This window comes from Streptomyces marianii, from assembly GCF_005795905.1.
GTDB classification, from domain to species: domain Bacteria; phylum Actinomycetota; class Actinomycetes; order Streptomycetales; family Streptomycetaceae; genus Streptomyces; species Streptomyces marianii.
On record NZ_VAWE01000001.1, the window covers coordinates 5,398,891 to 5,410,812 of the forward strand.

Genomic DNA, 11,922 nt, shown 5'->3' on the forward strand with positions numbered 1-11,922 from the left:
GACATGCACGACAACGCAGGAGGCACCTCCGTGGACACACCGGACCCCGCGCGCACGGCCGACGAGATCCGGGGAACGGCGCAGGGCGACGCGCCCGTGCCGCTTTCGGTACTGGACCTGGTCACCGTGGGCAGCGGCAGCACCGCCGGCCAGGCGCTCCGCACCAGCGTGGACCTCGCCCGGCTCGCCGAACGGCGCGGGTACCACCGGCACTGGGTCGCCGAGCACCACTCGATGCCCGGTGTCGCCTCGTCCTCCCCGGCTGTGATCCTCGCCCACCTCGCCGCCCACACCGAGCGCATCCGCCTCGGCTCCGGCGGCGTCATGCTGCCCAACCACGCTCCTCTGGTGATCGCCGAACAGTTCGGCACGCTGGAGGCACTGGCGCCGGGCCGGGTCGACCTCGGCCTCGGCCGCGCGCCGGGCACCGACGGTGCCACCGCCGCCGCGCTGCGCCGCACCGGCCGGCCGGGGTCCCCCATGCCGGTGGCCGGAGGAGAGGGCGCCGACGACTTCCCGCAGCAGCTCGCCGAGCTGACGCGCTTCCTGGACGACGACTTCCCGGACGGCCACCCGTACGCCCGGATCCACGCCGTCCCCGGTCCGGTCCAGGCCGCTGCCCCCGGCGGGGTCCAGTCCGCCGCCCGGCCCCCCGTCTGGCTGCTCGGCTCCTCAGGCTTCAGCGCCCGGCTCGCCGGGGTGCTCGGGCTGCCGTTCGCCTTCGCCCACCACTTCTCGGCGCGGAACACCGTCCCGGCGCTCGACCTCTACCGTGACTCCTTCCGCCCGTCGAAGGTCCTGGACGCCCCCTACGCACTGATCGGCGTGGCCGCGCTCGCCTCGGACGACGCCCGGGAGGCGCGCCGCCAGGTGATGACCGGAGTGCTGTCGATGCTGCGGCTGCGCACGGGCCGGCCGGGGCTGATCCCGTCGCCCGAGGAGGCCGAGGCGTACGACTTCGGCCCGATGGAGCGGGAGTTCGTGGACGGCCGGCTGGCCGACATCGTCCACGGCACGCCCGACGAGGTGCGCGCCGGCCTGGACGCGCTCCAGAAGCGCACGGGCGCGGACGAGCTGATGATCACGGCCAGCGCCCACGGCGGCGAGGCCCGGCTGCGCTCCTACGAGCTGATCGCGGATGCGTACGGGCTGCCCGGGTAGACCCGGGGCGTCGGGTCCGGAGCGGCCCCTCCCGGACGGTCTGCCGCAGGGTTCCGAAGGAAGCCCCACATCGCTCGCCACCGAGGGCGGCGAGCGGTTCCTGCTCTCCGAAGACCACCCGTCGGCAAGGCCGTCAGCGGCGAGGAGGGGCCGGATCGGCCTGGTCCTCGATGTGGTCTTCGCTCGGCCGCCTTCCACGGGCGTCCGCGTCGACGGGGCAGACCCTGCCCGGTGATCAGACCGAGAGCGGACTGATCCCGATCATGCCCGCGATCCGGTCCGGCGCCACCGCGCGCGAGTACAACCAGCCCTGGCCGGTGTCGCAGCCGATGCGGCGCAGCCGTTCCGCCTGGCCCGCGGTCTCGACGCACTCGGCGGTGACCGTGAGACCGAGCCGGTGGGCGAGCTCGACCATCGCCTCGACGATCGTCTCGTCGGCGGGGTTCGGATGCGTGCCGTCGTCATAGCGGAAGCCGCGCACGAACGAACCGTCGAGCTTCAGTACCGACACCGGGAGACGGCTCAGATAGGCCAGGTTCGAGTAGCCCGTCCCGAAGTCGTCGATCGCGATCCGCACGCCCATGTCGCTCAGCGCCTGGAGTACCTGCAGCGGCCGCCCGGCCGAGCCCATCACCGCGGACTCGGTGAGCTCCAGCTGCAGCAGATGAGGAGCGAGGCCCGTCTCCTCGAGGACCCCGGCCACATCGGTGACCAGGTCGGAGTCCCACAGCTGCCGCACGGCGACGTTGACGCTGACGAAGAGCGGCGGCTCCGCCGGGTGCTCGAGCTCCCACCGGCGGGCCTGCCGGCACGCGGTACGCAGGATCCAGCGGCCGAGCTGGACGATCGACCCGTCCTCCTCGGCGATTCCGATGAACCGATTCGGCGCGAGCGTGCCGAACTGCGGATGCCTCCAGCGCACCAGGGCCTCCACGCCCCGGACCGCTCCGTCCGCCATGCACACCAGCGGTTGGTACTCCAGCGTGAACTCCCCGCGCTCCACCGCCGGTCTGAGCGACGAGGACAGGGCCTGACGGGTCATCCGGTGCGCGTTGCGCTCGGGGTCGAAGAACGTCCAGCGGGCCTTGCCGTCCGCCTTCGCCCAGTACAGCGTCGTGTCCGCGTCCTGCATCAGTTCGGTGGCGGTCGTGCCGTCGGCCGCGCGCTCCACCACCCCGATGGACGCGGACACCGACAGCCGCTGCCCCGACAGGTCGAACGGCTGCTGGAGCGCGGCCAGGACGGACCGGGCCAGATCGGCGAGCTGCTCCGTGCCGGTGGAGTCCTCGACCAGGATCGCGAACTCGTCGCCGCCGAGCCGGGCCACGAGGTGGGAGCCGCCTCGCGACCTGCCGTCCCGGTCCGCGCACTCGGTCAGCCGGGACGCCACCGCCGTGAGCAGCCGGTCGCCCACCCGGTGGCCGAGGGTGTCGTTGACCGCCTTGAAGCCGTCGAGGTCGAGGTAGCACAGCCCGATCCGGCCGGTGCCGCCGTGCTCGTACGACGAGGAGTCGAGGGCGGTGCTCAGCCGCTCGAAGAACAGGGCGCGGTTGGGCAGCCGGGTCACCGGGTCGTGCATCTGGAGATGGCGCAGCCGTGCCTGGAGTTCGCGGCGGTCGCTGATGTCCGCGACCGAGAGCAGTACACGCCCGCCGCCGGGGACGGGTGCGACCGTCACCTCGGCCCAGACGGGGTGGCCGTCCGCGTGTTTCAGGCGGCGGGTGCAGCGGAAGCATGAGCTCCGCCCGTTCAGCACCTCGCCATAGGCGAGCAGGGAGCGGCCGTCCGAGGCGAGGTCGACGAGATCGGCGGCGGGCCGCGAGCGGAGGGCGTCCGGTTCGGCGCCGAGGAGGGCGGCGAGCGCCTCGTTCGCGGATACGACGAGGCCCTCGCGGTCGACGAGGGCCATGGCGAGCCGGGAGGCGTTGAACGCGGCGCGGTAGTCGGCGAGTTGCGTCTCGGCCACCAGGCCGCGGACGGGCCCGGCGGACCCGGCGGGGGACGCCGGGATCTCACCCTCCGTGACGGGTGGATGGTCGCTCCCGGGTGCCGCGACGGTCGCGCTTCCCCGTCCTTCCGTGTGTCCGCTCACCGCTCGCTCCCGCAGTGCAGTCGTGTCGTTCAGGCCAGGCCAGGGCCGGAATCTCAGGAAAGTGTGCCGATCATAGAGGTCGGTCGGGTGGGCGTTCCAGCTTTCGGACGGTGATCAGGGGCACCCGAAGGTTCAGACCGATCGTTTCTGCGCGGGTGAGAGCCAGGCCGGGGCTCTCGTGATCGGTTGTGACTTTCTGTGTATCGCCGGGGTGTCGCGGTCTGCTCACCCGACCGGTGCAGCGGAACAGTGCGGATCATCATAAAAGCGCACAAGCTGGGTTGGATGTCCCGCATTCCGCAGCCGGAGGTCCACGTGGAGGGTCAGCAGACGCTCGAGGATCCACCCGAGAGAGTGGAACGGCCGACCCTGCGTGCCGGCGCCGCTGCGTTCACCTCCCTGGTGGCCCTCGCCGCGACCACGCTCGCGGCCGGTCCCGCCTCGGCCGCGGCCTCTCCGCACCCCTGCGCCCTGCCCCGGACCGCGGCACACCACTCGCTGGGACTGGACAGCTGGAACTCCGCCTACCCGCGGCCCGACCGTGCTCTCGACGCCGTCATGGTCTTCCTCTCCTTCCCCGACTCGACCCCCCTGACCGCACCGGACGACCTGGTCGCCGACCACTTCCCCGCGACCGGCGACTTCTTCCGCAACGCCTCGTACGGGAAGTTCGTGCTGCGGCCGCACCCCGTGCGCCAATGGATCCGGATGCCGAAGGCGTCGACCGAGTACCGCATGAAGCGCGACTGGGACGCCGGGCGGCGCGCCGCGTACCTGCGGGACGCGGTCTCCGTCGCGGATCCGCTCGTGGACTTCTCCCGCTACGACGTCATCTACCTGGTCGCGGACCCGGACGCCCCCGGGGTGGACTCCGACGCGACGAAGGTGGTCAATTTCGAGCAGGCCACGAAGGCTGACGGAATCGAGCTGAAGCGGGCCGTCACCGTGTTCGAACGACATCCGCCCGACCGCCATGTCCTGGCCCACGAGACCGGGCACGTCTTCGACCTGCCGGACCTCTACCACCGGCCCACGGACGGAAAGGGCGACTGGGACACCCATGTGGGGGACTGGGACGTGATGGGCAGCCAGTTCGGCCTCGCCCCGGAGTTCCTCGGCTGGCACAAGTGGAAGCTGGGATGGCTGGACCGGAACCAGGTCCGGTGCGTCACCGGTCCAGCCGACCGGGTCCTCACCCTGGAGCCCCTCGCGGCCGCTCCCGCGCCCGGACGCCCCGCGGGAACGCGGCTCGCGGTCGTCAGGACCGGGCGGAACAGCGCGCTGGCCATCGAGGCGCGCGGAGCGACGGGCAACGACCGGGACACCTGCAAGGAGGGCGTACTGCTCTACCGGGTGCGGAACGAGGAGGCCTCCGGTGCGGGCCCCGTCGAGGTCATCGACACCCATCCGAAGAGCGGGGCGTGCTGGGACCGCTCGGTCTACCCGCAGCTGGCGGACGCCCCGCTCGGCGTGGGGGAGACCTACACCGTCCCGGGTGAGCGGGTCCGGGTCGAGGTGGCGGACCGCACCCGCACGGGGGCGTGGACGGTCGAGATCACGACGGTGCGGTGAGCGGATGCCGTCGGGCCGGTCGAGCGGAGCACGGCAGATCCGACGAGGAAAGCCCCCCGCTTTCGCGAGGGGCTTTCCTCCGTCTGTGCGCCGCCAGGGACTCGAACCCCGGACCCGCTGATTAAGAGTCAGCTGCTCTAACCAACTGAGCTAGCGGCGCCTGCTGACGTCGTAGACCTTAGCACCCTGATCGGCGGGAGGAAAAATCGATATACGCACCGTCGCAGCGGAGCTGGTACGGGCCGCCCGCACACAGGCCCAGAGCAGCACTTCCGGCCCGGGGAGCCAAGGGTGCCGGGTGTCGGGGGCGACCAACCAGCGCGGCCCGGCCCCGCCGGCGGGCACCGGGGCGAGCGGCGGCACCGTGATCGCGTCACCCGTGCCGTGGCAGATCAGGGGCGGCACGGAGCCGCCCCACTCCTCCCACTCCAGCAGGCTCGGCAGCCGCTGGGCCGTGCCCGGCGCGACGAACAGCAGCATCCGGCCGCGGTGGTGCGCGACCGGCCCTGAGCCCGGGCCCTCCGACCACAGCCGGTCGAGCATCCGGCGCCCGAACATCGAGGGCACGTTCACCACGTCGAAGACGCCCCCGCCGCACGACACGACGAGCGGCGCGGAGGGCCGTGACTCCCAGAGCGCCAGCGCGGACCGCGGATGCGTACTCGCGGATGCGAGCCAGTCCGCGCCGGGCGTGGTGATCTGGGCCGTCTGATGGCGTCCGTCCTCCCGGAGGAAGGCGAAGATGCCCCGCCGCCGGTGCTCGTCGTGAAGGGCGGGACTGCACGGTGCGGCGCTGATGTCGTCTCGCGGCCGAGTACTCATGACGATTACGTGTACGCGGAGTTATCGGCCGGTTTCCGCGAGTTGCGGAAACCGGGGACAGGGTGCGGGGAGAGGAGTATCTTGCCCCCCGGCATCCTCCCTCGTCATATGCGACCGGCACCCGGAGGGCGGGAGCGGTCCACCGCCGGGGCGTCCACCGCCGGGGCGGCTGAGCCGTGCGCGCGGTGCCGGGCGTGCTGCCCGGGGAAGGTCGACGTTCCCGGGGCAGCCCTCAGCTTGAGACGAAGGGCTTGCAGATCAATAACGTGCTGATTTGACTTCTGTGCCTGCGTCATGCGCTACCGGTGGCTTACCTGTGGTGACGCGTCCCGGGCCGGGACCACGGCTGGCACTACCGTGGCGTGAACCCGCGTGTTGTTCGGAGCCGCGCCCGAACCCTCCGCACGTTTTGTCTCAAGCTCAGGGCCGGGGTGCCGACCGGGGGCCGGGCCCCCGCAGCAGATCGCGGCCGAAGTCGATCATGCGCTTGGCGTAGTCCTCGCTCCACTCCGCCCGACGCGCGATCTCCTCCGCCGTCAGCCGGTCGAAGCGGCGCGGGTCGGCGAGCTGCGCGGCGGCGACCGCCTGGTACTCCAGAGCACGGTCCGTCGCCGCCTGGAACGCCTGTGTGAGCTCCGTCGCACGTGAGAGCAGCTCCCGGGGATCCTCGATCGACTCCAGATCGAAGAAGTGCTCCGGGTCGGAGGCGACCTCCGCGGGCTCGAAGAGCAGCGGTGAAGGCCGTACCCGCCGCTCGCTCCGCCCCGACGACTCCGCCATGCGCGTCTCCTTCTCGTGTTTCCGGACCACCCCCATTGTCCCGCCCCGCACAAGAGGGCCCCGCTCCCGGGGCCCGACCCGGCGGCCCCGGGAGCGGGGAGCTGTGCCGGGCCCACTGCGTCCGGGTCGGCCGAGCCCACCCGTGCACGACCGAAGGTCCTGATGCGTCGGAAACCGGCGTGACCGGACCGGCCCGTGTGGCTCATGCACTCCACATCGACGGATGCCGAGTCAGTGGAAGGCGTCGCCGTCCACTTGCAGTGCAGGCATTCGGCCTCGAAGGTGACGTCTGTGTCGGGGTGCTCGGTAATCCTGTGCATCACGTATCGCATGGCCGCTCTGATGCTCACAGCCCACCCCTACGGCTCCGCGCGTTGGCCTCAGCGACTCTGCTGCTCAGTCCCTCGGTTGGCCCAATGGGCGGGGCCTTGAAGTCAGGACACTTCGAGCTCCCGCACTCGCATCGGGGCCAGTGCAAGGCCCAACTGGGGGCCAGGTCTGCGCCGTCGGGGCCAGGGGCGTACTTCTGCACCATGAGCACGCCGTCTATGCCGAATGCTCCGGAGGGACGAGAGGGGAACTGTCGGGCCTCACCGCTGCCCAGACGATCAGCCGCTTCGGTGTCCTGCGCCTTGCTCTCGCCCATCGCACCGCACCCTCCCGATCGATTCCCCGTTGATGTGCCGACGGTAGGAAGTGGCGAGGGCCGGGCTCCACAAGCTTGCATGAGTTTGCACGGCAATTGGCGTGTCCAGTAGCACTATTGACGCTGTCTCAGCAGTTCAACCAAGCTGATGCAAGCCCGAGCAAGCACCTGGACCAGGGAGCCGGCCATGGCCGTAGAGTTCATTGGAATCGACCCCGACACAGACCGGGACCACTGCCCCACCGTGTGGGCGGACGCGGAAGCTCAGGAGATCTTGTTGCAGGGGTGGAAGCCGAGCACCGAGACTCAGGCGGAGTGCGAGGCGAGCAGCCCCGCGAACGGTTCGGTACCCGACAGTGAAGCCATCGTGAGGATTCCGGCCCGGATGATCCCGATGATCAGGGAGGCGTGTGATGCCGTCGAGCGTGCCCAGCTTCGCTGAGCTGCTTGGCCAGTGCGAGCGGTCCGCCGTTCACCTGGAACTGCGTGACTCCTACGCCCCGACGGACCGGTTCGAGGCATGGAAGCGGGGCGAGCGGATCGATTGGGAGGACCGCGCATCCTGGTGGCACTCCTACGACCAGTTGATCACGGACACCGTGGCCCGGGGCGTGGCGATCCGCCGGGCCCGGGTGGTCTCCGAGCCTGTTTCGGACTACATCCGCTGGGAGCACTACGTCACCCGCGCCAACGTCACGGCGGGCGAGGAAGTGCGGTGGTTGCCACGGCGGCGGGCTACGAGCATCGCCCTGCCGGGCAATGACTTCTGGCTCTTCGATGGCACCCTGCTCCGGGTGCACCACTTCTCAGGTGACGGGGTGGTGGTGGAAGACGAGATCACGGCGGACCCGGAGGCCGTGAAGCTGTGCTCCGCCGCATTCGAAGCGGTCTGGGAGCGAGCGATCCCGCACCACCTGTACGAGATCTGACGAAAGCCAGCTCCATGCCCCCGCACCCCTCCTCCCGCGTTCAGAAGGCCCGTGAAGAACTGGCCGGCCGTCTGCGTGAGATCCGGAAGGACGCGGGGATCAGCGGGCGGGAGCTGGCCGTCAGGTGCGGCTGGTCAGAGTCGAAGTCATCACGCATCGAGAACGCCAAGACCCCTCCCTCCGACGCGGATATCAAAGCCTGGTGCCGAGCCTGCGCCGCTGGTGACCAGGCCCCCGACCTGATCGCTGCCAACAGACAGTCCGCAGATGCTCATGTGCAGTGGAGGCGACTCCAACGAAGCGGTCTCCGCCGATTGCAGGAGTCCACTGGGGATCTGTACCAACAAACAAAGATATTCAGGGTCTACGTCTCCGATGTGATCCCCGGATTCCTCCAGACACCCGGATACGCCGCCGCTCTGCTGTCCTCCATCGCGCACTTCCGGGGGACTCCGGATGACGTGAGCGATGCCGTGGCGGCCCGTATGAGGCGTAACGAGGTGCTCGGCAACGGTGCACGCCGGTTCTCGTTCGTGCTGGAGGAGTCGGTGTTGCGGTACCGGCTGTGCAGCGCGGAGACCATGGCGGCACAGCTTGGTCACCTGCTCGGGGTCATGGATCTCCAGAACGTTGCCGTAGGGCTTATCCCGTTCTCAGCTCAACGAGCCGTGTGGCCCATGCCCACCTTCACGATCTTCGACGACGCCAGGGTGCACGCGGACACCCTGGACGCTGCCGCCACCCTCACGCAGCCCAGCCAGGTGGAGCTGTACAGCCGAGCCTTTGAACGGCTGTCACAGGAAGCCGTGAGGGGAGCGGCTGCACGTGCTCTCATAGCGGGCGCGTTGGCGTCCCTGGACTGACTGCCTGCGCGTTATCGCAGCTCAGGGACGCCAGGACACACGGTGCTCCTCCAGGTGGGAGAGCACCGAGTGGTTCGCCTCCCAGCCGTCCGGGAACTTCACCGTGACGCCGAGCTGCACCGGCTCCGTGGACGGGTGCTCGTCCAGGAGCTCGGTCACACCCGCCCGGCACACCACGACGCAGGCGTGGCGGTGGCGGGAGGCCAGCACGCAGAGGCGGCCCGTCTCGAGGTGGAACGCCGTCGCGTCCGGGCGGCCCGAGAGGGGGTGGAGCACGACGGTGACGTCGAACTCCCGGCCCTGGAGCCGGTTGGCCGTGTCCACCGACACACCCGACACACCCAGCTCCGCGAGGGCCGCCCTGACGGCAGCGGCCTGGTCGCGGTGGGCCGTGCCGACGGCGACGCGGTCCGCGGTGAGCGGCACCGGGTCCGGGGAGCGCTCGGAGACCGACGCGCCTCCGCGGTCCAGCAGCCGCCGGACCACCAGGGCAACGGCCCGTACCGCCTCCGGGTCGGTGCGCGGGGTGTGCCGGGCGGGCAGCTCCAGCAGGCCCCAGCCGGACTCGGCCGCCTCGTCCAGCACCCGGTCCGGGCCCGAGCCGTTCGACGCGACCCCGAACGCCAGCCGGCGGTCGCCCGGTCCCGTACCGCTGCGGAAGGGCGTGTACGGGTAGAACGCGCCGGAGACCAGGGGCGCGGCCGATGCCGGCAGCCGCCAGGACACGGGCAGCCGGTGCTGCGGCAGCTCCGGGTTGTGGGCGAGCAGCGTGGACACCGCGCTCGCCGAGGGGTCGTAGGACAACCCGGCCCACTGCTCGGCCCCGACCACGGAGAACGGATCGAGCTGTCCCGGGTCCCCGACGAACAGCGCCCTCTCGAACAGCCCCGCCACGGCGAGCAGCGCGTCCGACCGCATCTGGTACGCCTCGTCCACGATCGCGTGCCGCCACGGTTCGACGTCCTTGACGTGCGCCCACTTCGCGGCGGTCGAGATCACCACGTCCAGCCCGGCGAGATCGCCCGCCTTCGCCGACTTCCGAACGTTCGGCAGCTCGTCCAGCGCCCTGTCGTAGGGGTCGGGGTCGTTGCTGTGCAGCCGGCCGACGGGCAGCTCCGGCTCCTTCTCGGCGAGCCGCACCACCAGATCGTCGACCTGGGCGTTGGTCTGCGCCACGACCATCAACGGGCGCCCGGCCGCGGCGAGTTCCCGTGCCGCCCGCACCACGAGCGTCGACTTCCCGGCGCCCGGAGGGGAGTCCACGACGACGCCCCGGGCGTCTCCGTGGAGGGTGTCCTCCAGGATGGCCGCGGTGGCGCGGGCCGCCTCCGCGCCCGGGTCGAACAGCGGGGTCACGCTCCCCGTCACAGCAGGTCCTCCGGGGTCACGGCGTCGGGCCTCTCTGCGGTGTCGGTATGCGGCGGGCCGCCGTGAGTCCACGGGGTGTCCTCCGGTTCGGGCAGCTTCGGCCCGCCGCGCTGGTCGTGCTCGAACAGCGTCCAGGCGACGGGCTCGCCCGCCTCGGGCACGGAACCCTCCGCCGGGTCCCTGGAGCGGCCCATCCGGTCCAGCAGCCGCAGGACGATCGCGCCGTCCTGTTCGTACCGCACGAACTCGGCGGACTGCGGCCTGCCGTCCAGCGAGCGGTACGCCTTCACACCGGCACCCAGATGCGGGCTGTCGTCCGTACGCACCGTCAGCAGCGGTCGGGGCGACGGGCGTTTCGACTCGGACCAGGCCATGACCACATCGGTGATCACGCCGACGAACGCCTCGCCCGCGAGCCGCCGCGCCGCCAGCACCAGCGGATCGTCCAGCGCCTCCTGGGCCTCCAGCTGCGCCTGGGCCGTCTCGCGCGCGGACAGCTTCTGTGCGGCGGTGACCGCGTCGTCCCGGCGCGGCTGAGGGGGCTCTCCGGCGCGCACCCGGTCGCGGTGACCCGTGAACGACCAGCGGTCGCGGGTCCACCGGTCGGCGACGCGTGTTCCCTCCGGCAGCTCCCGGAGCAGGCCGATGCCGGCCCACACCGCGTCCCACGTGGGGCGCAGCACTCCCTCGAGCAGGCCGCGGATCTCCCGCTCGGCGGAGGTGAGCCGGGCCAGTTGCTCGTCGGCCGCGGCGCCGTCCTCGGCGGCGGCGAGGGCCTGGCGGGCTCGGTCGTACCGCTCCATCGCGGGCGCGAGGAGCTTGTTGTCGAACGCCGGGTCCGTGGCGGGCCCGGCCGGCGGGCACACCAACTGGCCCTCCCGGTCGCGTGCCACCTCGGCCCGGAGCGCCGCCTCGGCGCCGGACCCCCCCTCTGGCGGGGCGATCCAGGCGAGCAGCGCACCGAGGTGCTGGTCCTCCAGGTGGGACTGCCCGGTCGCCCAGTGCCGGCCCAGCAGATCCGTCATCGCGAGCAGCAGCGACGAGCCGGGCACCCGGGCCCGCTCGCCGTAGTGCGTCAGCCATCGCCCGAGCAACGGCACGCGCGGGGGCGCCGGGTAGGGGGCGTCGGGGTCCTGCTCGGCGGTCCGCCGGAACCGCATCGACCGCCCGAGGAGGCGCACGAAGTCGACCCCGGGCCTGCTCGGCACGATGAGCTGCGGTGCGTCCGCGCAGAGCTCCACCTCGACCTTGACCCGTCTGCCGGTCTCCGGGTCCGTCTCGTTCCGCTCGGCGGGCTCCACGTCGTCGGCGTATCCGTCGAGGTACGGAAGCAGCGTCTCCGCCAGCTCGGCGAGGAAGGCGAACCGCAGCTCACGGTCCCTGGGCTGGGCGACGGCGAGCAGTCGCGGCGCGTCCCGGTCGGTCCCCACGAGCGCCCCGAGCGGGGCGCCGGCCTCACCGGCCGTGGTGAGGGGGACGAACACCATCGGGTGCGGCGAGAGGTGCCGGTGCCGCACGGTGGCGAGCGGCTGCGCCCGCCCGCTCTCGACGGCCTCCAGCCGGGCGAGCGTACTGATCAGCGACATCCCGGCCTCCCCGCGCCGGCGTCCGTCGAGGGGCTCGCGCCCGCACCGGCGGCGGCGCCCGCCGTGCGCGGCTTCCGCACGCGGTTCAGCGGGCCGCGGGCCG

At 71.7% G+C, this 11,922-nt stretch carries 10 protein-coding genes, 1 tRNA gene and 1 pseudogene; 5 read left to right on the forward strand and 7 right to left on the reverse strand.

Annotated features, from left to right (window positions below; translation table 11 throughout):
• Positions 1-3: 3 nt before the first annotated feature.
• A complete protein-coding gene (locus FEF34_RS24405; protein ID WP_171053073.1) occupies positions 4-1,161 on the forward strand; it encodes an LLM class flavin-dependent oxidoreductase in 1,158 nt (385 codons plus the stop codon).
• A 235-nt stretch (positions 1,162-1,396) separates the two neighbouring features.
• Here the strand turns inward: FEF34_RS24405 and FEF34_RS24410 are convergent, their stop codons facing one another.
• On the reverse strand, positions 1,397-3,253 hold the full coding sequence (locus FEF34_RS24410; protein ID WP_138055050.1) for a putative bifunctional diguanylate cyclase/phosphodiesterase: 1,857 nt from the start codon (positions 3,251-3,253) through the stop codon (positions 1,397-1,399).
• A gap of 285 nt (positions 3,254-3,538) precedes the next feature.
• Here FEF34_RS24410 and FEF34_RS24415 point away from each other — a divergent pair, with 285 nt between their 5' ends.
• Positions 3,539-4,825, forward strand: a complete 1,287-nt coding sequence (locus FEF34_RS24415) for a M6 family metalloprotease domain-containing protein (RefSeq protein ID WP_407698303.1) — start codon at positions 3,539-3,541, stop codon at positions 4,823-4,825.
• A gap of 86 nt (positions 4,826-4,911) precedes the next feature.
• On the opposite strand, the gene FEF34_RS24420 is transcribed toward FEF34_RS24415, so the two are convergent.
• The 4 genes and pseudogenes from FEF34_RS24420 to FEF34_RS44505 all read right to left on the reverse strand — a co-directional run.
• Positions 4,912-4,985, reverse strand: a tRNA-Lys gene (locus FEF34_RS24420).
• The gene (locus FEF34_RS24425) at positions 4,976-5,647 is read right to left on the reverse strand and encodes a bifunctional DNA primase/polymerase (RefSeq protein WP_138055051.1); all 672 of its coding nucleotides are present in this window, start codon (positions 5,645-5,647) and stop codon (positions 4,976-4,978) included. The genes FEF34_RS24420 and FEF34_RS24425 overlap by 10 nt, the downstream gene beginning before the upstream one ends.
• A gap of 420 nt (positions 5,648-6,067) precedes the next feature.
• Entirely contained in the window at positions 6,068-6,427 is a 360-nt protein-coding gene (locus FEF34_RS24430) for a hypothetical protein (protein WP_138055052.1), read from the reverse strand.
• Positions 6,428-6,594: 167 nt separating this feature from the next.
• A pseudogene (locus tag FEF34_RS44505) lies at positions 6,595-6,759 on the reverse strand (DUF7848 domain-containing protein); the annotation flags it as partial.
• 501 nt (positions 6,760-7,260) lie between these two features.
• Between FEF34_RS44505 and FEF34_RS24440 the strand changes: the two are divergent.
• The 3 genes from FEF34_RS24440 to FEF34_RS24450 are packed head-to-tail and all read left to right on the forward strand — an operon-like array spanning position 7,261 to position 8,865.
• Positions 7,261-7,515, forward strand: coding sequence for a hypothetical protein (locus FEF34_RS24440; RefSeq protein WP_030347680.1), 255 nt, complete (start codon positions 7,261-7,263; stop codon positions 7,513-7,515).
• Complete coding sequence (locus FEF34_RS24445; RefSeq protein WP_138055053.1) at positions 7,487-8,002, forward strand: DUF6879 family protein; 516 nt, start codon at positions 7,487-7,489, stop codon at positions 8,000-8,002. The genes FEF34_RS24440 and FEF34_RS24445 overlap by 29 nt, the downstream gene beginning before the upstream one ends.
• Positions 8,003-8,016: 14 nt before the next feature.
• Positions 8,017-8,865 carry a helix-turn-helix domain-containing protein gene (locus FEF34_RS24450; protein WP_138055054.1) on the forward strand — a complete coding sequence of 283 codons (849 nt, stop codon included), beginning with the start codon at positions 8,017-8,019 and terminating at the stop codon, positions 8,863-8,865.
• Between the two features lie 21 nt (positions 8,866-8,886).
• Here the strand turns inward: FEF34_RS24450 and FEF34_RS24455 are convergent, their stop codons facing one another.
• The gene (locus FEF34_RS24455) at positions 8,887-10,221 is read right to left on the reverse strand and encodes an AAA family ATPase (RefSeq protein WP_138057699.1); all 1,335 of its coding nucleotides are present in this window, start codon (positions 10,219-10,221) and stop codon (positions 8,887-8,889) included.
• Positions 10,222-10,229: 8 nt separating this feature from the next.
• Positions 10,230-11,819 (reverse strand): hypothetical protein, encoded by a 1,590-nt coding sequence (locus FEF34_RS24460; protein WP_138055055.1) that lies wholly within the window; start codon positions 11,817-11,819, stop codon positions 10,230-10,232.
• Positions 11,820-11,922: the final 103 nt, after the last annotated feature.

Excerpts from the sequence above, each read along its gene's own strand:
- FEF34_RS24405 (WP_171053073.1), top strand. The coding sequence starts at position 4 with ATGCACGACAACGCAGGAGGCACCTCCGTGGACACACCGGACCCCGCG.
- FEF34_RS24415 (WP_407698303.1), top strand. The coding sequence starts at position 3,539 with ATGTCCCGCATTCCGCAGCCGGAGGTCCACGTGGAGGGTCAGCAGACG.
- FEF34_RS24425 (WP_138055051.1), bottom strand. The coding sequence starts at position 5,647 with ATGAGTACTCGGCCGCGAGACGACATCAGCGCCGCACCGTGCAGTCCC.
- FEF34_RS24430 (WP_138055052.1), bottom strand. The coding sequence starts at position 6,427 with ATGGCGGAGTCGTCGGGGCGGAGCGAGCGGCGGGTACGGCCTTCACCG.
- FEF34_RS24440 (WP_030347680.1), top strand. The coding sequence starts at position 7,261 with ATGGCCGTAGAGTTCATTGGAATCGACCCCGACACAGACCGGGACCAC.
- FEF34_RS24445 (WP_138055053.1), top strand. The coding sequence starts at position 7,487 with ATGCCGTCGAGCGTGCCCAGCTTCGCTGAGCTGCTTGGCCAGTGCGAG.
- FEF34_RS24450 (WP_138055054.1), top strand. The coding sequence starts at position 8,017 with ATGCCCCCGCACCCCTCCTCCCGCGTTCAGAAGGCCCGTGAAGAACTG.
- FEF34_RS24460 (WP_138055055.1), bottom strand. The coding sequence starts at position 11,819 with ATGTCGCTGATCAGTACGCTCGCCCGGCTGGAGGCCGTCGAGAGCGGG.